24 protein-coding genes, 1 tRNA gene and 1 pseudogene are annotated in these 26,144 nt (G+C 38.2%); 16 read left to right on the forward strand and 10 right to left on the reverse strand.

Annotation, left to right across the window (positions count from 1 at the left end; genetic code table 11):
- Nucleotides 1–94 precede the first annotated feature (94 nt).
- The 5 genes from ybgC to tolB all read left to right on the forward strand — a co-directional run bounded on the left by ybgC (nt 95) and on the right by tolB (nt 4,805).
- On the forward strand, nt 95–532 hold the full coding sequence (ybgC, locus tag V4B18_RS02550) for a tol-pal system-associated acyl-CoA thioesterase (RefSeq protein WP_455476276.1): 438 nt from the start codon (nt 95–97) through the stop codon (nt 530–532).
- Between the two features lie 143 nt (nt 533–675).
- Nucleotides 676–1,389, forward strand: coding sequence for a protein TolQ (tolQ, locus tag V4B18_RS02555; protein ID WP_455476277.1), 714 nt, complete (start codon nt 676–678; stop codon nt 1,387–1,389).
- A 12-nt stretch (nt 1,390–1,401) separates the two neighbouring features.
- Complete coding sequence (gene tolR / locus V4B18_RS02560) at nt 1,402–1,854, forward strand: protein TolR (protein WP_455476278.1); 453 nt, start codon at nt 1,402–1,404, stop codon at nt 1,852–1,854.
- A 28-nt stretch (nt 1,855–1,882) separates the two neighbouring features.
- Nucleotides 1,883–3,430, forward strand: a complete 1,548-nt coding sequence (locus V4B18_RS02565) for a hypothetical protein (RefSeq protein ID WP_455476279.1) — start codon at nt 1,883–1,885, stop codon at nt 3,428–3,430.
- Nucleotides 3,431–3,482: 52 nt separating this feature from the next.
- On the forward strand, nt 3,483–4,805 hold the full coding sequence (gene tolB, locus V4B18_RS02570) for a Tol-Pal system beta propeller repeat protein TolB (protein WP_455476280.1): 1,323 nt from the start codon (nt 3,483–3,485) through the stop codon (nt 4,803–4,805).
- A gap of 376 nt (nt 4,806–5,181) precedes the next feature.
- On the opposite strand, the gene V4B18_RS02575 is transcribed toward tolB, so the two are convergent.
- Nucleotides 5,182–5,928, reverse strand: a complete 747-nt coding sequence (locus V4B18_RS02575; RefSeq protein ID WP_455476281.1) for a YebC/PmpR family DNA-binding transcriptional regulator — start codon at nt 5,926–5,928, stop codon at nt 5,182–5,184.
- A 392-nt stretch (nt 5,929–6,320) separates the two neighbouring features.
- Here V4B18_RS02575 and V4B18_RS02580 point away from each other — a divergent pair, with 392 nt between their 5' ends.
- The 7 genes and pseudogenes from V4B18_RS02580 to glmM all read left to right on the forward strand — a co-directional run bounded on the left by V4B18_RS02580 (nt 6,321) and on the right by glmM (nt 15,209).
- Complete coding sequence (locus V4B18_RS02580) at nt 6,321–7,019, forward strand: DUF1013 domain-containing protein (RefSeq protein WP_455476282.1); 699 nt, start codon at nt 6,321–6,323, stop codon at nt 7,017–7,019.
- Nucleotides 7,020–7,219: 200 nt separating this feature from the next.
- Nucleotides 7,220–7,774: a peptidoglycan-associated lipoprotein Pal gene (gene pal / locus V4B18_RS02585; RefSeq protein WP_455476283.1), complete on the forward strand. Its 555-nt coding sequence runs from the start codon at nt 7,220–7,222 to the stop codon at nt 7,772–7,774.
- Between the two features lie 74 nt (nt 7,775–7,848).
- Nucleotides 7,849–8,874, forward strand: a complete 1,026-nt coding sequence (locus V4B18_RS02590; RefSeq protein ID WP_455476284.1) for a hypothetical protein — start codon at nt 7,849–7,851, stop codon at nt 8,872–8,874.
- Between the two features lie 13 nt (nt 8,875–8,887).
- On the forward strand, nt 8,888–9,577 hold the full coding sequence (locus V4B18_RS02595; protein ID WP_455476285.1) for a tetratricopeptide repeat protein: 690 nt from the start codon (nt 8,888–8,890) through the stop codon (nt 9,575–9,577).
- A 20-nt stretch (nt 9,578–9,597) separates the two neighbouring features.
- The gene (tilS, locus tag V4B18_RS02600; protein WP_455476286.1) at nt 9,598–11,046 is read left to right on the forward strand and encodes a tRNA lysidine(34) synthetase TilS; all 1,449 of its coding nucleotides are present in this window, start codon (nt 9,598–9,600) and stop codon (nt 11,044–11,046) included.
- A 119-nt stretch (nt 11,047–11,165) separates the two neighbouring features.
- Nucleotides 11,166–13,176, forward strand: a pseudogene (ftsH, locus tag V4B18_RS02605) (ATP-dependent zinc metalloprotease FtsH); the annotation flags it as partial.
- Nucleotides 13,177–13,859: 683 nt separating this feature from the next.
- A complete protein-coding gene (gene glmM / locus V4B18_RS02610) occupies nt 13,860–15,209 on the forward strand; it encodes a phosphoglucosamine mutase (protein WP_455476287.1) in 1,350 nt (449 codons plus the stop codon).
- Nucleotides 15,210–15,547: 338 nt separating this feature from the next.
- On the opposite strand, the gene V4B18_RS02615 is transcribed toward glmM, so the two are convergent.
- Together V4B18_RS02615 and V4B18_RS02620 are read right to left on the reverse strand one after the other, a co-directional pair.
- Nucleotides 15,548–15,985, reverse strand: coding sequence for a phage holin family protein (locus V4B18_RS02615; RefSeq protein WP_455476288.1), 438 nt, complete (start codon nt 15,983–15,985; stop codon nt 15,548–15,550).
- A 5-nt stretch (nt 15,986–15,990) separates the two neighbouring features.
- Nucleotides 15,991–16,302 (reverse strand): DUF883 family protein, encoded by a 312-nt coding sequence (locus V4B18_RS02620; protein WP_455476289.1) that lies wholly within the window; start codon nt 16,300–16,302, stop codon nt 15,991–15,993.
- A gap of 426 nt (nt 16,303–16,728) precedes the next feature.
- Here V4B18_RS02620 and V4B18_RS02625 point away from each other — a divergent pair, with 426 nt between their 5' ends.
- The 3 genes from V4B18_RS02625 to V4B18_RS02635 all read left to right on the forward strand — a co-directional run bounded on the left by V4B18_RS02625 (nt 16,729) and on the right by V4B18_RS02635 (nt 18,404).
- A complete protein-coding gene (locus tag V4B18_RS02625; RefSeq protein WP_455476290.1) occupies nt 16,729–17,568 on the forward strand; it encodes a MotA/TolQ/ExbB proton channel family protein in 840 nt (279 codons plus the stop codon).
- Nucleotides 17,568–18,101 carry a biopolymer transporter ExbD gene (locus tag V4B18_RS02630; protein ID WP_455476291.1) on the forward strand — a complete coding sequence of 178 codons (534 nt, stop codon included), beginning with the start codon at nt 17,568–17,570 and terminating at the stop codon, nt 18,099–18,101. The genes V4B18_RS02625 and V4B18_RS02630 overlap by 1 nt, the downstream gene beginning before the upstream one ends.
- A gap of 177 nt (nt 18,102–18,278) precedes the next feature.
- Nucleotides 18,279–18,404 carry a hypothetical protein gene (locus V4B18_RS02635; RefSeq protein WP_455476292.1) on the forward strand — a complete coding sequence of 42 codons (126 nt, stop codon included), beginning with the start codon at nt 18,279–18,281 and terminating at the stop codon, nt 18,402–18,404.
- Between the two features lie 66 nt (nt 18,405–18,470).
- Here the strand turns inward: V4B18_RS02635 and dut are convergent, their stop codons facing one another.
- The 5 genes from dut to V4B18_RS02660 all read right to left on the reverse strand — a co-directional run bounded on the left by dut (nt 18,471) and on the right by V4B18_RS02660 (nt 22,832).
- Nucleotides 18,471–19,019, reverse strand: a complete 549-nt coding sequence (gene dut / locus V4B18_RS02640) for a dUTP diphosphatase (protein ID WP_455476293.1) — start codon at nt 19,017–19,019, stop codon at nt 18,471–18,473.
- A 143-nt stretch (nt 19,020–19,162) separates the two neighbouring features.
- Nucleotides 19,163–19,993, reverse strand: a complete 831-nt coding sequence (locus V4B18_RS02645; protein ID WP_455476294.1) for a VIT1/CCC1 transporter family protein — start codon at nt 19,991–19,993, stop codon at nt 19,163–19,165.
- Between the two features lie 795 nt (nt 19,994–20,788).
- Nucleotides 20,789–21,316: a type II toxin-antitoxin system PemK/MazF family toxin gene (locus tag V4B18_RS02650; RefSeq protein WP_455476295.1), complete on the reverse strand. Its 528-nt coding sequence runs from the start codon at nt 21,314–21,316 to the stop codon at nt 20,789–20,791.
- Between the two features lie 316 nt (nt 21,317–21,632).
- Nucleotides 21,633–22,205, reverse strand: a complete 573-nt coding sequence (locus V4B18_RS02655) for a disulfide bond formation protein B (RefSeq protein ID WP_455476296.1) — start codon at nt 22,203–22,205, stop codon at nt 21,633–21,635.
- Between the two features lie 18 nt (nt 22,206–22,223).
- Nucleotides 22,224–22,832, reverse strand: a complete 609-nt coding sequence (locus V4B18_RS02660) for a YqaA family protein (protein ID WP_455476297.1) — start codon at nt 22,830–22,832, stop codon at nt 22,224–22,226.
- A gap of 178 nt (nt 22,833–23,010) precedes the next feature.
- On the opposite strand from V4B18_RS02660, the gene V4B18_RS02665 reads away from it, so the two are divergent.
- Nucleotides 23,011–23,095, forward strand: a tRNA-Leu gene (locus tag V4B18_RS02665).
- 776 nt (nt 23,096–23,871) lie between these two features.
- Here the strand turns inward: V4B18_RS02665 and V4B18_RS02670 are convergent.
- Both V4B18_RS02670 and V4B18_RS02675 read right to left on the reverse strand, forming a co-directional pair.
- Nucleotides 23,872–24,216, reverse strand: coding sequence for a hypothetical protein (locus V4B18_RS02670; RefSeq protein WP_455476298.1), 345 nt, complete (start codon nt 24,214–24,216; stop codon nt 23,872–23,874).
- A 1,215-nt stretch (nt 24,217–25,431) separates the two neighbouring features.
- The gene (locus V4B18_RS02675; protein ID WP_455476299.1) at nt 25,432–26,025 is read right to left on the reverse strand and encodes a hypothetical protein; all 594 of its coding nucleotides are present in this window, start codon (nt 26,023–26,025) and stop codon (nt 25,432–25,434) included.
- Nucleotides 26,026–26,144 lie beyond the last annotated feature (119 nt).

Here is a 26,144-nt window from a genome sequence, read left to right on the forward strand (position 1 = left end):
ATGATTTGGTGTTTTGACTTTCACAATTTTAACATAGAAACTCGCTCAATTGCTCGATAAACAAGATAATGCGCTAATTTATAGGACAGAGAGGATGAGTAAAATAATTTCTGAGAGCGATCATATAAGTGATTTTCATGATTTTCAGGTACGGGTTTATGTTGCTGACACAGATTTTTCAGGTGTGGTTTATCATGCGCGCTATTTAGAATTTTTTGAACGAGGCCGTTCAGAATTTTTACGGGATATAGGCTTTAATAACAGTATGTTAGCATCAGGCTCTCAGGGTGAAAAATTGTTTTTTGTGGTGCGGCATATGGAAATCACTTTTTTACAACCAGCGCGAATTGATAATCTTTTAACAATTAAAACACGTGTAAATTGCGTCCAAGGGGCACGTTTTTTTATGGATCAACATCTTGTGCATAATAATACTATGCTGGTTGCTGTAAAAGTTGAGATTGCTATCGTTAATAACGAGGGGAAACCTCGACGTTTACCCAAAAGTCTTTTTTCAAGAATTCTTGCTTAAAAGAGTGTTATCAATTTAAAAGAGAGGGGTGAGAGGGCTCATTTGTAGAGAGAGTGAGGTTTGTTTTTTGTAATTTAAGAACTATAAACAATCTATTCTATTAAATTTTTAAAAATAATCTTTCACTGAGAGGGATGAAAACTATGCCGCATATGGAACTGGCAAGTCCAGAAACGATTGGAATTTTAGGCTTGTTTATGCAGGCTAATTGGATTGTAAAAGCTGTTATGGTTGGATTGTTGTTGGCTTCTATCTGGAGCTGGACAATTATTTTTAATAAAATGTTTGCTTATCGGCAAATCTGGCGTGAAATAAAACAGTTTGAAAGTGCGTTTTGGTCAGGAAATTCTTTAGAAGATCTCTATGCAGTTTATAAAAATCAGCGCACCAGTAGTATGTCAGCGGTTTTTGTGGCCGCAATGGGAGAGTGGAAAAAGTCTTTTGCAAAAGGGATCCATACATCAACCAGTGTCCAAAATCGGGTTGATAAAGCCATGGATCTTGCTTTAGGGCGTGAAAGTGAAAAAATAGAATCAAAATTAAATTTTTTAGCAACACTTGGATCGGCTGCGCCTTTTATTGGGCTTTTTGGAACAGTTATTGGTATTATGAGTTCATTTCTTTCTATTTCAGCTTCTCAAAATACCTCACTAGCGATTGTCGCGCCGGGTATTGCAGAGGCACTTTTGGCTACAGCCATTGGTTTATTTGCGGCGATTCCAGCAGTTATTGCTTATAATAAATTGGTTCATGAAAGTGCTCAGATAATAGCAAAAATAGAAAGCTTTGCTGATGAATTTTCGACAATTATGTCACGGCGTATTGATGAAATACAAACATCTCATTCGCTATCATAAAGGAGAACATCTATGGGAGCTTTTATTGTTTCTTCTTCTCGGAAAAATACGCGCAAGCGGCATCATTCGCGTAACCAACTTATGAGCGAAATTAATGTAACACCTTTTGTGGATGTGATACTGGTCTTGTTGATTATTTTTATGGTTTCTGCTCCACTGTTGGTTAATGGTGTTCCTCTTAATTTGCCTCATAGTCAAGCTGGGCCTATCCAAATGAATAAGCCTCCGCTTACCGTTTCTCTTGATGAGCAAGGGCGCTTAGCCATTAATCAGGATTATTACGATACACCAGAAGATCTGATTGCACAGCTTAAAGCTAAACTCGTGACGGATCCTGCACAAAAAAACCAACGAATCTTTGTGCGTGCTGCTAAAACTGTTGAATATCAACAAGTGCTACAACTGCTTGCCGACATTCAAAAGGCTGGTTTTTCACAAGTTGCTTTAGCGAGTTTGGCACGGTGATTAAAAATAAAAAATGCAGGGTATAGAGATGAATAACTATTCTCATTATGGCATGAAACAAAGCTTGGCTTTATCTCTTGCCGTACATGCTATACTTCTCGGGTTGGGAGCTGTTCATCTCACCAATCCTATCTCTTTACAGCAGCAACAGCTAGAAGCTATTTCGGTCACTCTTGCTCCTCTCGAACAAGAAATTTCCTTTCAACAGGGGGTATTTAATGCGCCTGTTCATGCGGTCTCCGCAGTAAAACCAACTACAAAACCACAAAAAAAAGAAGAAGCATATCATTTTGGAGATGGACAAGTCGATAGTTCTGCGCCTTTAAAGCTGAAAGAAAAACCGCGCGACGTTGAGGTAGCGTCCGCACCATCAGGAGAAGAAAGGGCGCTAGAAACAAATACAGAGACGTTGCCAGAAGTTCCACAAGAGGAGATGCAGGAGATTGCACCAGAACCATCCTCAGCGGCTCCATTAGAGGAGATGCAGGAGGTTACACCAGAACCATCCTCAGCGGCTCCATCAGAGGAGATGCAGGAGGTTACACCAGAACCATCCTCAGCGGCTCCATCAGAGGAGATGCAGGAGATTGCACCAGAATCATCCTCAGCGGCTCCATTAGAGGAGATGCAGGAGATTGCACCAGAACCATCCTCAGCGGCTCCATTAGAGGAGATGCAGGAGATTGCACCAGAACCATCCTCAGCGGCTCCATTAGAGGAGATGCAGGAGATTGCACCAGAACCATCCTCAGCGGCTCCATCAGAGGAGATGCAGGAGATTGCACCAGAATCATCCTCAGCGGCTCCATTAGAGGAGATGCAGGAGGTTACACCAGAACCATCCTCAGCGGCTCCATTAGAGATTTTTCAAGAGACTACACCAGAGGCATTTCCAAAAGTTCAGTCTGAGGTGCCAACACCAGTGCTTAAAGATAAAAAAATAATCTCGCCGCAAAAAGCAATTTCATCGGTGCAAGAAGTATCTGAAGGACAAGCAGCTTCAGCCCACCAACAAGCAGAAAAAATTGTGCTGCCAGAAAAATTTCCTTACCCACAGTTCAAACCGAAATCCATCAAACAGCTCGCAGCTAAAAATACGCAAACTGCAAAAAAACAAAATCAACAAAAAGCTGGACAGACCATTGAAGATATTTTGGAAATAGAAGAAAAAAGTTTACTCAATCATGCACGTACACAAGGAGGTGGTGCAAAACGCTCCAGCAAACCGGAAGCTTTTGGCGGACGAAAGGATATTGGCAACACTGAAAAGATGGCACAAACATTGGTCAATATCGCTGGTGCGTGTATTCAGAAAAAACTTAAACTTGTTGCTCTTGGTGGAGATTTAAAAAACCGTCCAATTGTGCGTTTACGATTTTACTTAAATCATGAAGGAATGGTAGTAGGAAATCCAATCATTGATCCATTAAGTGGTGCAAAAAGTCAGCAAGATATTATGATGAGGCAGGTGTATGCGGCCGTTTTTGCGTGCCAACCTTATACAGATCTCCCACGCGATCAATATGATTTGTGGGGACAAGGTTTTGATTTTAATGTTGATCCGCTTCAAGAGTAACGCGATGAGAGACAGATATATTTTTTCTTTAATGCAAAGGATACATTCCGTTATGTCTATGACAAGACGCATATTTTTTTCTTGGTTTGTTGTAACCACATGTTTATGGCTTTTAAGCTTTTCATCTGTTCATGCGCAACTGAAAGGCACCATTTCTAGTGCTGATTTTAATCCTATTCCAATTGCAATTACGGATTTTGCTTCTAATGATTCTCTGGGGGTAAAGATTGCTGCCGTTGTCACATCAGATCTTGAACGGTCTGGGCTTTTTTCTCCCATTAATAAAACATCTTTTTTGGAAAAAATGCTCGACTTCAACAGTCAACCGCATTTTTCTGATTGGCAAGCAATTAATGCACAAGGCTTGGTTACTGGGCAAGTTATAAGAGAAGCCGACGGACGATTGAGAGTTGATTTTCGTTTATGGGATGTTGTGGGGCATCGACAACTCAAAGGACGGCGCTTTTATACAGCTACAGAACGTTGGCGGCGTGTTGCACATATGATTGCAGATGAAATTTATAGTGAAATGACAGGGGAAAGTGGTTATTTTGATACGCGAATTGTTTTCATAGATGAAACTGGACCAAAAAATGCGCGTATCAAACGTTTAGCAATTATGGATCAAGATGGAGCCAATTTGATTTATGTTTCTGATGGACGTGAATTAGTGCTTACACCGCGTTTTTCACCTAAACGGCAAGAAATCACTTATATGTCCTATGGGAACAATCAAACGCCGCATGTTTATCTTCAACAAATTGAAGTTGGACAAAGGGAATTAATAGGAACCTTTAACAATATGACAATTGCTCCGCGTTTTTCTCCTGATGGGCAAAAAGTGATTATGAGTTTATTGCAAAGTAATGGCAGTGCAAATCTTTACACCATGGATTTACGTACACGTACGATGACGCGGCTCACGACAACTTCAGCCATTGATACGTCAGCTTCTTATTCACCAGATGGGACAAAAATTGTCTTTTCATCGGATCGCAGTGGAAAGCCACAACTCTACACAATGGATGCGGATGGTAGCAATATTCAGCGTATTTCTTCCAATGACAGTAGCTATTCTACGCCTATTTGGTCTCCACGTGGTGATTATATCGCTTTTACAAAACAGGCTGAGGGACAATTTTCTATTGGCGTTATGCGTCCTGATGGAACCGGAGAGCGGATTTTAACCACGGGTTTTCACAATGAAGGGCCAACGTGGGCGCCCAATGGTCGCGTGTTGATGTTTTTTCGTCAAGATCCAGGTTTAGGACCCAAAATTTATACGATTGATATTACTGGACGCAATGAACGCTTATTGCCAACACCAAATGATGCCTCTGATCCAGCATGGTCGCCGTTGCTTAGTACACGGTAAAAAAGCGAGCTGTTCAATTGAAGTGAATAATGCAGGAAAAAAGGAGATTAACGCATGTGTCGTTTTGGTTTAAGAGCGCTGGTTTACTGTTGTACTGGCTTATCTAAATAACTGTTGGACTTTCATAGTGCGGATACACTATTGGTATGAATGAAAGTGTTTAAAAACAATTCTCTAAGAGGGAAGAATTTTTAAGCCATTTACATCTATGGTTTTTGTTAAAAACGTTTTATAAAATAGAAGACCCCCGCTTTAAAGCGGGGCTTTTTATATTTGAGGAAAGCTCAAGATCAATAATGCTTGTGCAGACAGTAATCATAGAGAAGATAAAAAAACTTCGGGTTAATGTTTGTGCGCAAAAAGAATGGCATGAGGATCATGCGGAGAGTTTTGCCAAAATTTCATCACTGACGTCAAAATTGGCATAAACATTTTGCACATCGTCATCTTCTTCTAATGTCGAGATAAGTCGTAAAACCGACATTGCTTTTTCTTCATCTATTGGAGCAAGTGTGCTGGCTTTCCACACAGTCTTGATTGATTCTGCTTCGCCAAGTTTTTCCTCAAGCAATTTTGAGACTTCACCAATATCTTCAAACGCGCAAATGATATGATGTTCTGTTTCTTCTGATTGTACATCTTCGGCGCCAGCCTCGATAGCTGCATCCATAATGCTATCAGCTGTGCCTGCTTCGAGTTTATAGATTATTTCACCGATTCGGTTAAACATAAAGCTTACCGACCCCGTTTCTCCTAGTGCGCCACCTGATTTAGTGAAAGCAGCACGCACATTGGAAGCAGTACGGTTTCGGTTATCGGTTAAGGCTTCGACAATTACTGCAACACCACCTGGACCATATCCTTCATAGCGCACTTCATCGTAATGTTCCACATCATTGCCTGAAGCTTTTTTAATTGCGCGTTCAATATTGTCTTTTGGCATTGACTGCGCTTTCGCGTTTTGGATAGCAAGTCTTAAACGCGGATTCATGGCTGGATCAGGAGCGCCTTGTTTGGCTGCAACTGTAATTTCGCGTGCTAGTTTGGAAAATATTTTCGAGCGTATTGCATCTTGGCGCCCTTTACGGTGCATAATATTTTTAAATTGTGAATGGCCTGCCATGGCTTTCCTTTCCGTTTTGGGATTTCTCCCTCAATTTTAGTCGGTTAAGCACCTATTTTAAAGTGGTTAAACATCTATTATGATGAAAAAAATATGCCAATAAATATGCCATATAGGTGAATAAACCGAATAAACTCTTTATAAAAAAAATCCTATTAAAGGTAAAGACACATCTCTTTAAGAGCCATCACAGGACAGGTGTCTTGTCGTCTATTAAAAATCACGCTATAACAGGGCGTTATTTTATGGAAAAAGTGGTTTATTTCATATCTCGCTTTGACTGTAAGGGGGTGAGATGAATAGAGCTTTGATATATAAGAAAAAATACCCATAGTTTCAAAAGTGGGCAAAAACCTGCCTTAAATTTAGGCGAAGAAGAGGATATTATAAAGATGGCAACGCAACTTTTGATGCCCAAAGCGACAGCTGTTTGGCTGGTTGATAATACCGCACTTTCTTTTGAACAAATCGCGGAATTTTGTAAGTTACACGTATTGGAAGTAAAAGCTATTGCAGATGGTGAGGCTGCTTATGGTATTAAAGGTCTAGATCCAATTAGTTCTGGACAGTTGACACGAAGTGAAATCGCGCGTGTTGAGGCTGATAAAACTGCACGCTTAAAAATTTTGGAATCAAGGGTTCGTATCCCTGAAAAAAAACGTAAAGGTGCTCGTTACATTCCTCTTTCTAGGCGTCAAGATCGCCCAAATGGTATCTTATGGCTGGTGACCAATCATCCTGAACTCAAAGATGCGCAAATTGCACGCTTGATTGGAACAACAAAAGCAACCATTGAACAAATTCGTAATCGAACTCATTGGAATAGTGTAAATTTGGTTGCTCTGGATCCTGTAGGACTTGGCTTGTGTTCGCAAATTGACTTGGATATTGAACTTCAGCGTGTTGCAAAAGATCGCCCCGCCTCTCTTGAGGGTGATAGATCCTTGCTTCCTGCATCTGTTACCGAAAATGCTGTTTTTGAGAATGATGAAGAAGAGCAAGATCTTAACAAGAATTTCGATGCTGATAAGGTTTTTGCAAAATTGAACGCTTTGCAAAAAAAACGCCAAGATGATGAACAAAAAGGGTAATATGATGATTGCATATCATGTGTAAATAAGCTGTTCATATCGATGCTGAAAAGCTGTGGATGAAAAAATAAGAGGATAAAATAGCAAAACATATAATAGAAATATAGTTTTATCTTCATAAAAAATTGCTAATCATCATTAGCTAGCTAAAAATAATGAATCCTTCGATTTTAATGTTTATAACAAGGAGAACCTGATTTATGCGTTCTGTAAAAAATATTTTCTTTCATCCATTAACAGTGTTTTTATTTTTATCGCTGTTTTTGGCTGGTTGTGCGAAAAAACAGGTCACTTCTGCTGATTATATGAATGGCTCTTTGAGTGGTGCTGATTTAAAACAGGCGCAAGCAAGCGAAAAGCAAGAGTTTACTATTAATGTCGGTGATCGTGTTTTCTTTAGTCTCGATTCTTTTGTTATTGAACCTGATGCCCAACGCATTTTGATGAGGCAAGCTGAATGGTTGCTTCGCCATCCTTTCTATTCCATTACAATTGAAGGTCATGCTGATGAGCGCGGTACACGTGAATATAATTTGGCACTTGGGCAGCGGCGTGCTGTTGCTGTGCGTGATTATTTGATTTCTCTTGGTGTATCTGGGCAGCGGATGAGGACAATTTCTTACGGGAAAGAAAGACCTGTTGCAGTGTGTAACGATCTTTCTTGCTGGAACCAAAACCGTCGTGCTGTTACTGTGGTTGATTGGAATCAAAATTTTCGTACTTTTAATCCAATTAATAATATGAATGGTGGTTAAAAATGAATGACGATGGTTTAATTAAATTAAATTATATTAAAGTCATGAGATTGAATTTTTTAAAGGGGAAAGGCATGTATGTGCTTAGAAAACAAAATTTTAAAAGCTTCTTTTTTGCATTAAGTTTTATGGCGTGTTTTGCCTTGTCTGCTCAAGGTGCTTCGCGGAGTCCTTCGCAATTTTCTAATTATGGAGAGGATTCTTCTAATAAAAATAAAGATGCGGCTCCTTCCGCTAAAGATACTGTTGCTCCAGCGCAGGATGCAGAGCCTTCTACTGAAGATACGGCTGCTCCAACGCATGACATGACACTTCCTGCACAAGATGCAGCGCCTTTCACTGAAGATACGGCTGCTCCAACGCATGACATGACACTTCCTGCACAAGATGCAGCGCCTTTCACTGAAGGTACGGCTGTTCCAACGCATGACATGACACTTCCTGCACAAGATGCAGCGCCTTTCACTGAAGGTACGGCTGTTCCAACGCATGACATGACACTTCCTGCACAAGATGCAGTGCCTTTCACTGAAGGTACGGCTGCTCCAACGCATGACATGACACTTCCTGCACAAGATGCAACACCTTCCACTGAAGGCAGTGCTGCTCCAGCACAGGATGCAACGCCTTCTACTGAAGGCAGTGCTGCTCCAGCACAGGATGCAACGCCTTCTACTGAAGGCAGTGCTGCTCCAGCACAGGATGCAACGCCTTCTACTGAAGGCAGTGCTGCCCCAGCACAGGATACAACGCCTTCTACTGAAGGCAGTGCTGCCCCAGCACAGGATGCAACGCCTTCTACTGAAGGCAGTGCTGCCCCAGCACAGGATGCAACGCCTTCTACTGAAGGCAGTGCTGCCCCAGCACAGGATGCAACGCCTTCCACTGAAGGTAATGCTGCTTCAGCACAGGATGCAACGCCTTCCACTGAAGGCAGTGCTGCCCCAGCACAGGATGCAACGCCTTCTACTGAAGGTAATGCTGCTCCAGCACAGGATGTAACGCCTTCCACTGAGGATGCAGCTTCCTCGATACAGGGAGAAACTCAAAGTCAAAAAAAAAAGTTGGGAAGATCTGAAGATTCTTCTGAAGGACTATGATGTAGATAAGCTTTTGCACATAATACAAACGGTGCTTGAGAATAACGATTTAGAAGATATTAAAAAGCAATTTACTCGACTTTTTGGTCAAAGGGATTTTGCTTTTTATGTTTGTCCCTTTAATAAGTCTTATTGGGATAAAAGTTTTCAAGTCGTGAAAAATGCAGGGACAAGCTCTTCTAAAGATAACAATCAAAGCCATATTGCCAGTGTAGAGCACCATGATCATGAACGCGGTGTTAAGGAAAAAAGTGATCATTTGGGGCAAGTGCATAATCTTTTAGAGAAGGTGCATGATGAGAAGAGCAATTATGTTGAACACAATCGAAATGAAGGTTTGTCTGTGCTTTCCTCTAAAGAATTGTATAAAAAAGGTTATGATTTCATTCTTTCTGCCAATTATTTGCAAGCTGAAAAAGTTTTTTGTGCTTTTCAAAATCGTTACAAAGAAGATCCTTTGAGTATTGATGCTTTGTTTTGGTTAGCAGAAGCCTTGTTGAGACAAGGGCGTTACTATGAAGCGGCGCAAACTTATCTTACATTATGGTACACAGACAAAAGAAATTTCTACGATTCTGAGATTTTGCTAAAATTAGCAATCAGTATGGCTGCTCTTGAGAAAAATAAAGAGAATTGTGCTCTCTTTGAACATAAACAAAATAATTCTCAAACGCTGGAAGGTATTTTTTGTAGACATCTTTAAAAGGAGTGAAATCGTCCGCAGTGCTTGTTAAATTAGCAAAAGATCTCTTTACAGCATCAGACTTTATCCAGTGTCAAAAGCTGATTCTTGCGGTTTCGGGAGGAAGTGATTCGCTTGCTTTACTGTTTTTGGTCAAAGATCATTTAAGAACCATGACTGTTCCTCCAGAGATGATTGCTGTCACTGTTGATCATCAGTTGCGTAGAGAATCTGCTCATGAAGCGGAAAATGTTGCAAAAATTTGTCAGGCGCATCACATTCCGCATATCATTGTGCGATGGGAAGGTAAAAAACCAAAGACGCATATCGCTGAAAAAGCACGCACGGCTCGTTATAATCTTTTGTTTCAAGAAGCGCAAAAGCAGGGTGCAACACTTATTATGACAGGGCATACACTCAATGATCAGGTAGAAACCTATCAGATGCGTCATCAACGTGTTCAAAAGAGTGCGGATATTTTACAACAAGAGTTCTTTGAAGCTTCGCGTGAGGGGATTTGTGTAACAAAAGCTACAAAAAATATTACTGAAAAAGATTGTGTTTTAGTGTATGAGCGCGGTTTATCCTGTATTCCGCGTGAAGCATTATTGCGTCAAAAAGTGCGCTTAATCCGTCCACTTCTTGGCGTAAAACGTAAAACATTGCGTGCTTATTTACGCGTTCGAGGACAAACATGGATTGATGATCCAACAAATGAGGATCTTCATTTTGAACGCGTGCGTGTGCGTCATTCTCTTCATCAAAAAAAGCTTTCCGTTATTGCCAAAAAAGTTAATGAAGCTGCGCTTGAACGTCGTAGGCAGGCGCAAAATATTGCCGATTTGATCTTGGCTTTAGATGTTGCTGTTGAACATGGGCGTTGTTTTATTGGTAAGCCCGCACCATTCCTGCACAAACACCCAAGTTTTCCTTTTGTCGTTGGGCTTTTCGCGGTGCTTATGGGGGGAGGTTCTTATTTGCTTCCCTTTAAAAAATTAATCACTCTTGATAAAAAATTGTACCTATCTGCTCCACAAAAACAGCGTTTTACTTTGGCTGGATCGGTGATTGAACATAGTCAAAGTGGAATCACTCTTTGGCGTGAATCCCGAAATATTAAAGAAGCCGTTATTGGCGCTAAAAAAACCTTTTTATGGGACGGGCGTTATCAGGTTACAAACTGTGGGACTGAGGCTATAAAAGTTGGAGCAGCTGATTTGGGACATCTGAAATCTTTGTTTAAAAACAACATGCTCGATTTTGAGCATCCTCATTTTCCTTCTTTGCAATCGCTTTTAATGATTTCAAATGACAAAGGCGTCGATATTCCAGAGCTCACCGATCAAAAGGCTTCTCAACAAAAACAAAATGCCATTCAAAATATTATTGTAAAGCGGATTATGGCACCCTTTGATTGGCTTTTGTCACGCGAAGACGCTGCTCTTGTTAATGTTGTTGAATCTTTTTTTAATATAGAGATAAAAAGGTGAAGAAAAATCACTCGAAAAGATGATAAACATCTTCTCATATCTTGGCAAGGGGCAAACAAGGTTATATGTTAGGAAAAGTATTTAAGAAATATGATTAAGCATGATTAAGTGGATATAATATGAATTCCAATTACCGCTCTCTCCTTATTTGGGGAGTTATTGCATTAATTTTGATTATATCGTTTTCTCTCTTTAATGGGGATGGCCAGCATTCTGGAGGTGGAGAGATATCTTATTCTGAATTCTTGAAAAGAGTCGAGAATAATGAAATTAAATCTGTAACTATTCAAGGTCAAAAGTTAACAGGACATACCGCTGATTTCAGGAGCATTTCAACTTATGCGCCACGAGATCCAAGTCTGATACAAAAATTGGAAAGTAAAAACGTTAATGTTAAGGCTATTCCTGAAAATTCTGGGAATAGTATCTTCCTTAATCTTTTATTTTCCTTGTTGCCTGTTTTGATCATCGTTGGAGTGTGGATTTTTTTCATGCGACAAATGCAAAGTGGATCACGCGGTGCAATGGGATTTGGAAAATCCAAAGCAAAATTGCTCAATGAAGCTCAGGGACGCGTTACCTTTCAGGATGTTGCTGGTGTTGAAGAAGCAAAGCAAGACTTGCAAGAAATTGTTGAATTTTTGCGTGAACCACAAAAATTTCAACGTCTAGGGGGACGTATTCCACGTGGTGTTTTGCTTGTTGGTCCTCCAGGAACGGGGAAAACCTTGCTTGCGCGCTCGATTGCCGGTGAGGCTAATGTGCCGTTCTTTACCATTTCAGGGTCAGATTTTGTTGAAATGTTTGTCGGTGTTGGTGCTAGCCGTGTGCGGGATATGTTCGAACAGGCTAAGAAAAATGCGCCATGCATTATCTTTATCGATGAAATTGATGCTGTTGGACGTCATCGTGGTGCAGGACTGGGAGGTGGAAATGACGAACGCGAGCAGACTTTAAATCAGCTGCTTGTTGAAATGGATGGGTTTGAACCCAATGAAAGTATCATTCTTATTGCGGCAACAAATCGTCCTGATGTGCTTGATCCTGCTTTATTGAGACCAGGGCGTTTTGATCGGCAAGTCGTTGTGCCGAATCCTGATGTTATGGGACGCGAACAAATTTTGAAAGTTCATGTACGCAACGTGCCTTTAGCGCCTAATGTTGATCTAAAAATTTTGGCAAGAGGAACGCCAGGATTTTCCGGTGCTGATCTGATGAATCTTGTCAATGAAGCTGCTCTTATGGCTGCTAGCCGCAATAAAAGAGTGGTGACGATGCAAGAATTTGAAGATGCTAAAGATAAGGTTATGATGGGCGCTGAGCGTAAATCAACCGCCATGACACAAGAAGAAAAAGAGCTCACCGCATATCATGAAGCAGGACATGCTATTGTGGCTCTTAACGTTCCTGTTGCTGACCCTGTTCACAAAGCAACGATTGTGCCAAGGGGTAGAGCTTTGGGTATGGTAATGCAATTGCCCGAAGGTGATCGTTATTCTATGAGTTATCGATGGATGATTGCTCGTCTTGCCATTATGATGGGAGGAAGAGTTGCTGAAGAGTTGAAGTTTGGAAAAGAAAATATCACATCCGGTGCTTCTTCTGATATCGAGCAAGCAACAAAATTGGCACGGGCAATGATTACCCGATGGGGATTTTCTGATCTGCTTGGTCATGTTGCTTATGGTGACAATCAGGATGAGGTTTTCTTAGGCCATTCTGTTGCACGGACACAAAATATCTCCGAAGAAACAGCGCGTATGATTGATTCCGAAGTGCGTAAGCTCATCGACAATGCTTATACAGATGCAACAAAAATTCTGAAAGAAAAAAAGAAAGAATGGTTTGCTCTTGCACAAGGGTTATTGGAATATGAAACTTTAACAGGCGCTGAAATTAACGAAGTTATCGCGGGAAAGCCTCCTTCACGAATGCAAAAAGATGAGAATACTCCTTTGCGTACTTCATCTGTCCCTAAAACTGGAGTGAGTAAAGTCGCTTCTGCAAGTAAAACAGAAGAAGAAACAGATGTTGGTGACGAAAAATAGGAAAAAAGAGCTAGAAGTTAAACAAAAAACAACAAAATCTAGTGATGATAAATCCAGTGATGTTAAGTCTAAAGAGAATAAAGTTCAGTGAGGCTGGAAAAAAGCCAAGTTCTGCTAAGCATAAAAGAAAAAAGGAGTCTTCTGACGACACTTAAATGGCTATGTTTTTAGAACAACTTTAAACAAAATCTAAAAAAGGTGCAGGTTTGCCTGTTTCTTTAAAACAATGTTTATAAATATATAAAATGGCAGTGCGTTTCTTTGGAAAAGTATTTAAAAGAGGCTGTCTGTGGTAGAAATTATCTTTAAACAGGATTATTTTGAACAAAATTATTTTTAAAAGGAATTGTTTTTTAACAGAGCGGTTGTTAACAGGAACTATGAGCTTGATTTTTGGTTGTGTCTAAGGAAGTAATTGCGTTGAGTGGGGCATATTAAATAAAGGATATTGCTCAGGCACATGGGATATGAGATTTGTCTGGTGGAATATCTCATTGTTTTATCAAATCGAGCTCGCTTTAATTGCGAAAAACATATCAAAGAAGAACATTGACTGGTCGCATGAGATACTGAAATATCTCTGTTGAAGTGTTTCATGGTCTTTATAAAATAAAAAATTGGGGGGATAGGGTTTATGTGGCTGTTCTGATTATGTCTTAAGGGATGAAAAAGTATAAATGATCCCACATTTAAAAGGGGATCTTACTGTACCAAAAGTTAATTATAGCAGGATAGCGAAAGAACGTGCATATAAAGGAAACAAGGATGGCACAAAAATATTTTGGTACAGATGGAATTCGAGGTAAAGCCAATTCTTTTCCCATGACACCAGATTTTGTTATGAAAGTTGGGATGGCTGTGGGGATTTTTTTTAAATCTCGACGTCAGTCGCGTCGTGTGGTGATTGGTAAGGACACCCGCTTATCTGGCTATATGTTAGAAAATGCTTTAGTCTCAGGGCTTACTGCTGCTGGAATGGAAGTTTTTTTACTTGGCCCCGTGCCAACACCTGCAGTTTCCATGCTGTGTCGTTCGCTGCGCGCTGATATTGGGGTGATGATTTCTGCTTCTCATAATCCATATTATGATAATGGGATTAAGCTTTTTGGTCACGATGGTTTTAAGCTTTCAGATGATGTAGAAGCAAAAATTGAAGAATTAATTGATACCGATCTTTCAAAATTTTTAGCAAGTTCTGCAGAAATTGGCTATGTAAAACGAGTTGAAGGCGATATTTATCGCTATATTGAATATGCCAAACGAACTTTGCCGCGTGATGTTGGCTTAGATTCTTTGCGCATTGTTGTTGATTGTGCAAATGGTGCTGCGTATAAAGCCGCACCGCGTGCTCTATGGGAATTAGGAGCTGAGGTTTTTACTATTCATAATGAGCCAAATGGGTTTAATATTAATAAAAGATGTGGATCAACCGATCTTACTTCCTTAAAACAAAAAGTTCATGAAGTGCGTGCTGATGTGGGAATTGCTCTTGATGGAGATGGAGATCGTCTCCTCATTGTTGATGAAAAAGCACAAACCGTTGATGGAGATCAATTGATCGCTGTAATTGCTGAATATTGGCATAAAACGGGACGCTTAAAGCGCAATGGCGTTGTTACAACAATTATGTCAAATCTTGGACTTGAACGCTTTTTATCAAGTAGAGGATTGGAGCTTGTTCGGACAGATGTTGGTGATCGCTATGTTGTCGATGCAATGCGCCAAAAAGGATATAATGTTGGGGGGGAAGTATCTGGTCATATCGTGCTGAGTGATTTTGGAACAACCGGTGATGGGTTGGTGGCTGCATTGCAGATTTTATCTTGTATGAAAGAGAGTCAAAGCTCGATGAGTGATTTATGTAAGCGGTTTGAGCCTGTGCCACAGATTTTGAAAAATGTTGTGACTAAAAATAAAAATGTGCTGAAAAAAAATGCGGTAAAGACGGCGATTAATCAAGTAACGCAACGTTTGGGAAAAGAGGCGCGGTTGGTGATTCGTCCCTCTGGAACAGAGCCTATGATCCGCATTATGGCTGAAGGCGATGATCGGGAAGCGCTTGATGCTATCGTGACAGAGATGACAGAGGTTATTGTGCATCATGATGTCGCTTGAAAAGTATAATTTTCATTAAAGCATGATGAATGTTTTTATCAAAGTGATTTGCTCTTTTTCTCATGGAGTTTGACGGTTGAAGATATCCTCTTCATTGGGAAACAGTCAAAATACCCCTGCGATAAATATGGTCAGGCGATAACTCTTGCAGGGTATTCTCATTGTCGTATTGCCTATAGGTTGATGATGCAAGCAATGTGTGGGAGCTTTTAATTTTTGTTTTCAAGGATTGGTCACATCTTTAACAGAGAGACAAGCGGGATATTTGCTAAAAAAGGTGCTTTCTCTCATAGTAGAGAGAAAGCACCTTGGGGGGTAAAAATGATAAAATACCTTTCTTAAAAATGGCTTTTTTTATCTTTTTTCCATAAAAAGTAGGCCATAAGCCCAAGAACTGGAATGCTCAATTTAGCAAAAGACACATGCTTGCTTAGTGCTGCAATGCTGAAAAGTGTTGCTTCTGCAATAAGCTTTTGACGTTGTTCCTCCAACTTTTTTTGTTGGTAGTAGCGCTGATGCGCTTTGATAACCCGCCCAACAATAACTCCGAATGCTGCAATAAAAAGCCAAATGAAAAACATTATGCTCGCTGCTGCAAGAGGAGTGGTAACCAAACACAGAGCAATAAAACCGATGACACATAAAAATATCAAGGATATGAGCATTGAAGTTCCAACAATCCCATAGCAAATTGCTTGAAGGCGCACTTGCTTGATCGTGCTTTTTAATTCTCTATCGAAAAGATGATTTGAAATAAGAGCAACCAACTTGTACATGGGAATTAGTGACGCAATAATTGAGCGAGAATAAAACCAAAACCTGCTGCAAATAAAACGCTTTTGTTCGGGTTTTTACGGACGCATCGACTAAGAGCGTCTTCAAAGTTTTTCATGCTGTTTTGCGCGTGCGATACAATATTTTCGCCATTTTCTTTTGCTGAGTTGTATAGTTCTTCAGTTTTGTTTTTAGCTTTGTCTAATTTATGTGTTCCAAGATCGGCTAGTGTTGAGGTTAGATCTGAAACTTTACTACGTAGTTCTTTCAATTGTGCTTGCATATTTTTTTCTGATTCTTCTTTACTATTACTTGCCATGACAATATTTCCCTCTCTTTATTGTTAAGCGTTATTTTTGTGTTCACTGTGATCATTTGCTTTGGAGTAAAAAACTTTCACGGCTTTGTAACGCCAAACACTTGGCTTAGTTCCCTTCTTTTTATTTAATATTTAATTGAGAAGTTTTTTTGATAAAATAAATTTTGCGCTTTGATCTTATCAGTAAAATTGATTTGCTTATGTAGTTCATTGGGATTTAAATTCATTACGTAGTAAATCATTTGAAAAATTCTTGAAATGTATTTCGAGATAAAACTATACTTGATTTATCAAGTTTTATTCCTTAAATTGAACAAACAATAACGCTATAGGGGATTAATGTTGCAGAAAAGTGATGCTACAGAGGCTGTGGCAGGGCTTTTGGCTGCAAATAAAGATGTAAGACCTTAATAATATGGGACGGAAATGGAACCTGAAACAGCATCCTCAAGCAGCATGTCTACTGCACTTTCTGCGCATGATCTTTCCCCTTTTTCTATGTTTATGGCAGCTGATTGGGTTGTAAAGGCTGTTATTATTGCTTTGTTGCTGGCCTCTTTGATTTCTTGGACGATTGCTTTCGTCAAAATCGTTGAAGTGTTTGTCGCAAAACGGAGAGCGCGCCATGAACTCCGATTGATTTTTAATACACAAACCCTTGTGCGTCTGGATGCGAGTTTGAAAGAGAGCAAAGGCGTTGGTGTGGATTTTTTAAAAGAAGTTTTAAGGGAAGTATATCTTTCCACACAACAGATCGATTTTATGAAAAATGAAGGATCCAGTGGAAAGCAGAGTGGGCAGGTTGATTCCTGTGAGGAAGCCGTCTCTTATGAAAAAGCTGTTCGGTACGGGGAGATTGCTCGCGATCTTAATCAGGGTGTGAAGGAGCGTGTGCATTTGCTTTTGTCGCGCTGCTTGTTAGCAGCTATGCACCGCATTGCACGTGGAAGCGCTGTTTTAGCAACCATTGGCGCCATTGCTCCCTTTGTTGGTCTTTTTGCAACCGTGTGGGGAATTATGAATGCTTTTATCGGAATTGCCAAATCTCAAACAACGCGGCTTGATGTGGTTGCTCCTGGAATTGCTGAAGCCTTGCTTGCAACTGCTATTGGGCTTTTTGTGGCTATTCCTGCCATTGTGATGTATAATGGTCTTATGCGTGCTTTAAGCAGTTATCGCAATGATTTGGGCGATATCGTTGTCGCGATCGAGAGACTCTTGAGTCGTGAACTTGATAGGCAAAGACAGCAGAAGAGTTGTAAATAATGAAAGCAAACTTTGGTGATGATTGGGATACTGATAATAGTGGGTTGCACAGTGAAATTAATGTGACGCCTTTCATTGATGTTGTTTTGGTGTTGCTCATTGTTTTTATGGTGGCTGCGCCTTTAGCGACATCGGCTATTCCCGTTCAGTTGCCTTCTATAACTCAAGCTCCTTCTGCGGCACGGTCTGATGAGCCTTTCTATGTTACTTTACAAAAAGACAGTTCTCTTTATATTGGTGATACTCCAGTTAGTAAAGCAGGGTTCGCTGAAGCTTTGTTGAAGAAAACAAATCGGAACCTAGAAACAAAAATTTTAATCAAAGCCGATAGCGAAATTGATTATGGAACTGTTGTGGATTTGCTCAATCAAATAAGAATGGCTGGATATACTAAAGTTGGTCTTATGGGATTGCAGAAATCTGCTAATGTTGCCGCAAAAAGCGAGGAACAAGAAGCACAAGCTGACGTAACAAGTGATACAGAAGCACGTGCGATAAATGATACAACAATAGATATGAGGGATGATGAGTAACGGCACTCATAAAAGGGGGTGCAGCTTGCATGGTCAATCACTTTATACTGTAAGCCAGTTTTGCTTGTTGAGTAAATATCTAAAAACCCGTCATTCATCAATTTTGAATATTGCTGCAGAAGCAGACAATTTTAAATATTGCTGCAGAAGCAGACAAGGCGAGGGGAAAAAGCTGATGTGACAGATGGTGCCATGACTGGTGCAACAAGAAATACAACAGCGAATATGATGGACAATAGCAACGTGTTTGCGTTAGCCAGACTACGTCGCTGTGGGAAAATTCTCCCCACATCGCTTGCATGAAAAATTCCCCATTGTAGATCATTTTTCTTGTCTTATAATATACAAGAGCTCATTCGTGCATTATGCTTAATTTTGTCCTGTTGAACCAAAACCACCCGTACCACGTCCTGCTGTGCTGTTTGATACTTGATCATTGTTTTTTTGATTTGGTTCAATTTCGCAAACTTGAACTTGCACAACTGGTGCGATGACCGTTTGTGCAATACGCATCCCACGCTGGATAGAAAAGTCTTCTTGCCCCAAATTGATAAGAAGAACTTTAACTTCACCACGGTAATCACTGTCAATTGTGCCAGGAGTGTTTAGGCATGTGATGCCGTGTTTTAAAGCTAAGCCAGAGCGTGGACGTATTTGTGCCTCAAACCCAGGTAAAAGATGAAAGATAAGACCTGTTGGAATAAGAGCCCGTTGTCCAGGGGCGAGAACAATTGTTTCTTCTTTTAAAAGCGCTGCCCTTAAATCAAGACCAGCCGAACCTGCTGTGGCATAGTGAGGGAGCTCTAAGTTTTGCCCATGTTTAAGACGCTGGATGTGTAAAACCACTTGTTGAGAAAAATGGGAAGGAGAAGGGGACTCTTGATTATCTAATTGAGTGTTGGTTTGCATATGTGGCATAGTTAAAGACATTTTGAATGAAAAAACAGGCGCCACTTTAGTAAAAATTATTCTACAAAACAAGTTGCTAAAGACTTTTGGATATAAGCAATCCCCAATGTTTTTCTAGTATGGTTAAGTCTCTGTTTTATCCTGTATTTACCTCATATACTGCCAATAAAGATTCCTACGGCAAAAACTAGAACGCCGCCAATAATGACTTGTAAAGATGCCCGCCAAAAGGGTGTTGACATGAATCTATTTTGAATCCAGACAATGATTCCTAGCTCAAAAAATACAGCGATAAACGCGATAATCGTCGCGAGGCAAAAAGAGTTGATCAAATAAGGAAGCGTGTGCCCCAGTCCCCCCAGCATTGTCATAATGCCACAGGCAATACCTCTTTTGATCGGAGAACCCCGACCTGATAATTTGCCATCATCATGGACAGCTTCGGTAAAACCCATTGAGAGACCTGCGCCAACTGAAGCTGAAAGCCCTATTAAAAAGGTTTTGTGTGTATCACCTGTTGCAAAAGCTGCAGCAAAAATGGGGGCAAGGGTGGAGACAGATCCATCCATTAACCCTGCAAGACCTGGCTGTATCCATGTTAAAAGCGTCTGTTTGTCTGTTTGTGATAGGTTTTGCGTTTCTTGATTTGTCGCTACCGCAGCAGGTTTTTCGTGAGCACGAAAGAGCTTTTTTTTCACAAAAGAGGGGCGGTCACATAATGGTGTTGCAGTATTTGCAAAATTATTACGAGAAAGGCGAAAAAGCTGCTTATAATTTTTCAGCTCTTGAAGTCCCATTTCTGTAAAAATTGCGGCTTGCTTAGAAGAATAAGGCGCTAAAACTTGTGCATATTTTAGATAAACAAAGGCACGTTTTTCTTTTGATTTCAGCGCACGAACTATCATCTCACGAATCATTGTCCTTTGTGTTGAACCAAAGGCAAGCGTTTTTTGTTGTACAAATGAAAAGAGAGATTTTAACATTCGTTGTTCTCTTAAAATTTAGAATAATTCTAAGATATAAGAGAAAAAAATTGAAAGTCAATCTAAAAAAGTTAATTTAAAATTTCAAAAATTGAAAAAAAGAGTGATAAAAAAAGGAGTTATATGAGCCATAAAAACAAGAAAAAATATTTATCCGTCAGCGAAACGATTATGTATGAAAAATTTAAGCATGCGCAAACACTGTAAATGAGATGATAATGAAAAATGACAGCAAAAAGGTACATACAGTATAGACAAGCGGTGTAAGATCAACCATGCTAAACGAAATCGTACCTAAAATTATGCTCGAGGAAGAAGGGGAAGATTTTCCTTATGGAAAACAGTTCTTATGGAAGGATATAAGAAGATACGCTTATAATACGATTTTCATGAAGGATTATGAGAATTTGACGAACTAAACAGTACAAGTATACATTTCTATGCATACAACTTATAATTGTAAACGAACAAGGAATTTGCTGTAGATTTCATCATAAATAAGGAAATTTGTATTAAAAATATGCCTCGATACTTTAAGATAAGCACAGCAAAAAGTATGCGCTAAAATCACTAAAGAGCACCCTGCAAAGCTCTTAAATGATACACAAAAAATGACATAAAAAAGAGGTCTTAAATGACGAAAGGAGCAGTTTCCTACTCCTCCGTTCCTGTCTCCCTTTTCAGGGAAGCGGCCACCATTACTGATGCCGTAGATACCATTATATATACATTTATTTTTTTAAAAGTCAAACTATTTAACTTAGTTGACAAATATTAAGTGAGTTTTTAGCAATATTATAAACGCGGTAAAAATTGCAGCGTAAGAGCGACAATTTTATGAAATTCTTTCTGGGACAATCTTGGGATATTGCGTGAACAACTTAAACGGCTGACGGAGACTGTTGTGACGTAATTACAGATAATCCATGCTTTTTTGTTTTCTATGGGAGACTGAAGTGCAAAAGCTGCTGGATTATTGGGTTGTGATTTTGTCGTAAAAGGTAAGACTGTAACATTGCCGTACAGTTTTGCATTTTTAGAGAGCACTAAAACAGGGCGCTTTTTCCAAAATTCTGGCAATATTGCATCATAAGGAAAGTCGCACCAAAAAACCTGTCTAATGCGTGGTGCTGATTTAATGCGTGGTTTTATATGGGGCGGACGTTTGTAGGGAGTGTTGTGGAAGTCCATTTCTCGCACACGTTCTTGCCATGCATCATGGTCATATTCCATGGGCTCATTTGGCTCTTCATGCTGGTTTTTATCTAAAAGTGTGGATGATGGGGATAAAAAAGGAGGCGTTATATTTTTATCGTTGGGCATTGCAGATTATTCATATTTATCATGCCCCTCACTTGTTCTGTAGCTTTTCAATGTGGGTTTCTATCAAAATATTGCCTACAAGTACAGAGGGGAAAAATGATAAAATGGACGGGTCTTCTTAGCCTGTTGATATTTCATTGTCATTCTAAAATAAGTGCGGTTTTGGTGTGGCACAGCTGAAAAATGCGTTTCATACTGATTAAAAGGGGCAAAATAAAGCAAAATGTTGGTAAATGTTAAAATTGGAGAGCGCAAAATTGCGCTCTCCTTTGGGCTTTGCTGTTACACCCTAGAAGTTATACTTTAAACTTTTCTGTTATAGTTTTTGACGTCTTGAAAGGATGCCTTTGGAAGCAACATAAAGGCTGATCATCATGTAAAATAAGCTAAAAACAGCATTCCATCCAGCAAATGAGAGTAAAAGAAATCGCCATGGCGCCTCAGAGCAGGATGGAGGGTGGATATTGTTTAATTGATTAAGCAGTTGGTTAACATCTGTTGTAAAAACCGTCGCGTTTGAACCACAACTGGGGGGAGCAGGCCAAAAATTATATTCGATACCCATATGATACAGCGCTAAGATCAAGCTAACTGTCATTAAGACAAAAACGCATGAAAATAAAAATTGTACTCCAAAAGACATGCGGAAAAACCATGCACCAAGACCTGCTAAAAGCAAAAATGGAAGAGAAATATAGTAAGGAAAACGCTCAATTAAACAGAGATTGCAAGGAAGATAGCCTCCAATATATTCAAATCCGAGTGTGACACCTATCGTGGTGGATAGGCAAAAAATAAGAAAAAAAGCCCATAAGCCTTGTTCTTTTCTGTTTGGTTTAAGAAAAAGGTGCTGTTGTAAGATATGCTGTAAAGACAAAGTATGTGTCATTGAGCATGTTCCTTATTTTTAAAATGAAAAGTGCTTGTTTATAAAAAATGTAAAAATCCCATAAACTAAGAATAGTGTAATGCAGCCAGCCAAGATCATCCATTTAAAATGGCGAGAAAGAAAGTGAATCACTTGACGACCAAAACGTTGGATAAGCCACGCAAGAAGATAAAAACGAGCTCCTCGCGCAAAGGCAGAGGTTAGAATAAAAATTCCAAGATGTACCCCCATAACACCAGCCAAAATCGTAACAATCTTAATAGGGGGAAAATGAAAAAAACTAGAAATAATCAGTAAAATAACCAAAAATTTCAGTGTTGCTCCATTTCGCAGTGCTTGAAAACTCTCATATTTACCATAAAATTCTAAAATAGGCTTGGCAAGAGTTTCATAAGAAAAATGTCCAATACACCAGCCAATAATGCCTCCTAAAGTGGAACATAAAGTGGCAATGAAAGCGTAGTGATAAGCTCGATACGGACGAACAAGAACCATGGGAATATACAAAATATCTGCTGGAATTGGGAAAAAAGAACTCTCAATAAAAGCAATAAACCCTAACCAATGTGATGCTGTGCGCCGTTTCGCTAAAGAAACCGTCCAGAGCTTTAATGTGTTTAATGTCATAGGTTTTTTCATAAGCTTAAAAATAGACAAAGATTTTTAAAAATTGATGCTCAGTAAATTCAAACAGAATAAAATAATGCAAATTTTTTAAATTAAAGAGAAGTCTTATATTGACGAATCTGTACTTCTTCATATAGTTCCAAAGAGTAATGAACAAGTTTGTTCTTTATAGTGATATGCGGGTGTGGTGGAACTGGTAGACGCGCCAGACTCAAAATCTGGTTCCGAGAGGAGTGTCGGTTCAAGTCCGACCACCCGCACCATTTTTTTTGAACAATTAAGTAGCTTTAATTCCAAAACATACTCTCAATAAATTGGTTGTCTTTTTGTTTATTTGCTTAAGGCGACTCTTTGTGTATTCTTTTGTTATGTGGATTAAGTTATGCTGTGATAATAAGTATTCGCGATATACAAATAATATTAACGAATCTTTTAAAAAAGAAAAATCTCCTCAAGTTGTTATAAAAGAATATATAAAAAGTAAAACAAATTAAATTGAAATTTAACTAAGTAAGAAAAAATAATGTGTGTTGGATCCAAACTTATCTTTTCAATTTTTTAAGGTTATTTCTTAAAATTTTTATAGAAAGTACTACTTAGAGAAAATATGCAATAGAAAGAAAAAAAATATAATTGTAAGATAAATATAAGCGTCAAGTAAAACGAATGATCCCCAAAAAGAAACGATTTTATTGAATGAAAACTGCATTGCTTAAGCCTTTTTATAAAAGCAAATTATTGTAAAGGTTAAAGACGTAACAAAGACAAAAAAATATAATCGCTAAACAGAAATAAAAGCAACATAAAACGAAGATCCAATAAAAATAAAATTATTAAGACAGAGGCTTGTTAATTAACTTTTTGTTAAAACTAAACTCTTATAAAGTGCAACGTATGTGGAGTTTTGTAAAAGGCCCACAAAATAAAGGGCCTTTTAGAAGATTTTAATTCATAAAATATATTTAGATGGTTGGACATTTGGACATTTGGATATTTGGAGAATATATTTCATGAATTTATAAGCTCAAATTTATTGAGTTTAGAAGAATTGTTTTAGAATATGTATAACAATAAAGAAGATTTCTATTAGAACGTTAAATATTTTTTTCCCCGTTGAAGTATTATCATTGGTTGTGCTTCCTGTAGTTGCGATAGTCTTAAAAGGTTTTGTGGTCTCAATTGTACCTTTTGTGTGTTCAATAAAGCGCAACTCTTTTTTAGGAGTAGTAAAATATTTACCATCAATAGTAAAACTATTTTTATTTTCAGTAAAATGAGTAATAGATGTAGAATCTTTTGGGATTATTTTATGATCAGATGCTTGAGAGGCCAAAGCTAAACTGCCAGTTATTGCCCCCGCCATAAAAATATATCTGATATTCATAATTTTTCTCCTATATTTACTTCAATAAATAAATATCATAATGTATCATATATAAAATCAATTTAAATAACTATAGTAAAAATGCAACAGTCATAAAAAAGAGTCAAATTCATCTATAATTTTATAAGTTTAAACCTTAATTTTTCAAACTAATCCTTAGTTATTCTAGAGAATTCTTTATAAATTTATTTTTTTATAAGAAAAAAAGAATTTTTTTAAAAAATATGCAAAATTATACTAAAATAGAAATTATAAGTATCTTATTTAAGCATGATAATAATGAATATGAGCAATAAAAATTTATAAGAATTCAAATAAGTCTTATAGTAAAAAGTACATCTTATGTTAAGAATTGAAATGAGTAAAAAATATTATGATTTCTATCTTTCATAAATATGTATATTAAATTTATTCTTTTTATTTTTCTTTAGTTATAAGTATATGTTTTTATTTTATCGTTAATATAAGAAAAATTATATAGCTATGATAAGGAATAAAGAGAATTTTACAATATAAGTTGTTGTAAAATTACAATATATAAAAAATATTGGTGTTGCTGTTTTGTCTTTTCTTAATTGTATATTTTTTTATAAAATTTATAATTGGTAAATTTATAAAACCTATGAATTATCGGGAGATAAAAGCAATAAAACTGTATAAATAAGAAATATAAGTTAATATTTTTTGTTTATCGTTCTTTATTTTTTTGAATATATGTATTTAAATGTATTTTTAATTTTATCCAAAAAGATATTAATGATGTTGAACCTATTTGAGATAATATGCTGTCGTAAAATATTTTTATCATTTGCTAAAACAGAGATTTAATGAAAACTATAAAGTTGAAAAGTTAGTAGTATTCATGAAAATAATTAAGAAAGAAGTTATCTATACTTGCTAAATGAATAGAAAACCAAAACTAAAAAAAATAATGGAGAAATACTTAAAAAAAATTGTCGATGTTTACAAGAGAGGCAAGCTTTTTCAATAAAGATATTTCCCCAGTAATATTGGTTTCGAGAGAGGGGTTATTTTAAGAGAATTAGGTGTTTGCGAAATTGGTGAAGATGCTACACTGAAGTTGGTTAATTCTTTTCTCAGAGGGATGGCTATCATCTAAATTTTTTGATGATGCTTGTATACTGTTTAATGTTTTGTTGATTGTGTTAGATCTTAGTCTGTCGTCGTTTTTCTTCTATTGCGCATGGAAGATTTTTAAGAGTGTTTACTGTTTGTATATCCCCAATGCGATGCGAGCAGGTTTAAACAATCTCGTAAATGGTCAGCAAGTGAGTTTTGTTTGCGTTTTGAGGTACTTAAATCTTTTATCGCTTGGCCATAACCAATAACCTGCTCAACAAGCTGATAGCCAAGAACACCAAGGAAAATTTTGATTGTATTTAAGTGATTCGTTGCCTCTATTTGACGTTCAATGGGGTGATTATAAGTTTGATTACTGTCAACTTTTTGACGCGTATAGTCAAGGCTCATGTGAAGGTCAGCTTGACTTTGACGCCAGTAAATATAAAAACGCTCTGCCGCTTTATATTGCGCTTTGTTGATATGTCCTTTCGCGTATAAAAGCGCAATGGGACGGCTATGGGCATTAGCAATGGCAGTGACGGTGCGTGGGTTGCTGGTGCTCTCTGGATGGGACGATTGAAAATAAGGATTGCTTGCTTTAATGGAAACTTCTTGTGTTTTTAAATGACCAATACGCTGTTTCTTTTTAGCGTGGCTGGAAAAGGGAAGAGTGGGTGCTTTTCTTTTTTGTGCATCTTTATTTTTTTTCTTGTTTTGATGAGGCATGTTATCTCCTTCAAAATCGTCATTTGGTAATGTGCTTAAAAAATTGAATGCATTGGTATCTGCTTTTAAAAAAGAAATTTTAGCTGCTGCCAGTGCAAGTAGGCATTGATAGAGATTGT

This window comes from Bartonella sp. B17 (genome assembly GCF_053795755.1).

Coding starts and splice junctions, on each gene's coding strand:
- ybgC (WP_455476276.1), top strand. CDS start 95: ATGAGTAAAATAATTTCTGAGAGCGATCATATAAGTGATTTTCATGAT.
- tolQ (WP_455476277.1), top strand. CDS start 676: ATGCCGCATATGGAACTGGCAAGTCCAGAAACGATTGGAATTTTAGGC.
- tolR (WP_455476278.1), top strand. CDS start 1,402: ATGGGAGCTTTTATTGTTTCTTCTTCTCGGAAAAATACGCGCAAGCGG.
- V4B18_RS02565 (WP_455476279.1), top strand. CDS start 1,883: ATGAATAACTATTCTCATTATGGCATGAAACAAAGCTTGGCTTTATCT.
- tolB (WP_455476280.1), top strand. CDS start 3,483: ATGTCTATGACAAGACGCATATTTTTTTCTTGGTTTGTTGTAACCACA.
- V4B18_RS02575 (WP_455476281.1), bottom strand. CDS start 5,928: ATGGCAGGCCATTCACAATTTAAAAATATTATGCACCGTAAAGGGCGC.
- V4B18_RS02580 (WP_455476282.1), top strand. CDS start 6,321: ATGGCAACGCAACTTTTGATGCCCAAAGCGACAGCTGTTTGGCTGGTT.
- pal (WP_455476283.1), top strand. CDS start 7,220: ATGCGTTCTGTAAAAAATATTTTCTTTCATCCATTAACAGTGTTTTTA.
- V4B18_RS02590 (WP_455476284.1), top strand. CDS start 7,849: ATGTATGTGCTTAGAAAACAAAATTTTAAAAGCTTCTTTTTTGCATTA.
- glmM (WP_455476287.1), top strand. CDS start 13,860: ATGGCACAAAAATATTTTGGTACAGATGGAATTCGAGGTAAAGCCAAT.
- V4B18_RS02615 (WP_455476288.1), bottom strand. CDS start 15,985: ATGTACAAGTTGGTTGCTCTTATTTCAAATCATCTTTTCGATAGAGAA.
- V4B18_RS02620 (WP_455476289.1), bottom strand. CDS start 16,302: ATGGCAAGTAATAGTAAAGAAGAATCAGAAAAAAATATGCAAGCACAA.
- V4B18_RS02625 (WP_455476290.1), top strand. CDS start 16,729: ATGGAACCTGAAACAGCATCCTCAAGCAGCATGTCTACTGCACTTTCT.
- V4B18_RS02630 (WP_455476291.1), top strand. CDS start 17,568: ATGAAAGCAAACTTTGGTGATGATTGGGATACTGATAATAGTGGGTTG.
- dut (WP_455476293.1), bottom strand. CDS start 19,019: ATGCCACATATGCAAACCAACACTCAATTAGATAATCAAGAGTCCCCT.
- V4B18_RS02645 (WP_455476294.1), bottom strand. CDS start 19,993: ATGTTAAAATCTCTCTTTTCATTTGTACAACAAAAAACGCTTGCCTTT.
- V4B18_RS02650 (WP_455476295.1), bottom strand. CDS start 21,316: ATGCCCAACGATAAAAATATAACGCCTCCTTTTTTATCCCCATCATCC.
- V4B18_RS02655 (WP_455476296.1), bottom strand. CDS start 22,205: ATGACACATACTTTGTCTTTACAGCATATCTTACAACAGCACCTTTTT.
- V4B18_RS02660 (WP_455476297.1), bottom strand. CDS start 22,832: ATGACATTAAACACATTAAAGCTCTGGACGGTTTCTTTAGCGAAACGG.
- V4B18_RS02670 (WP_455476298.1), bottom strand. CDS start 24,216: ATGAATATCAGATATATTTTTATGGCGGGGGCAATAACTGGCAGTTTA.
- V4B18_RS02675 (WP_455476299.1), bottom strand. CDS start 26,025: ATGCCTCATCAAAACAAGAAAAAAAATAAAGATGCACAAAAAAGAAAA.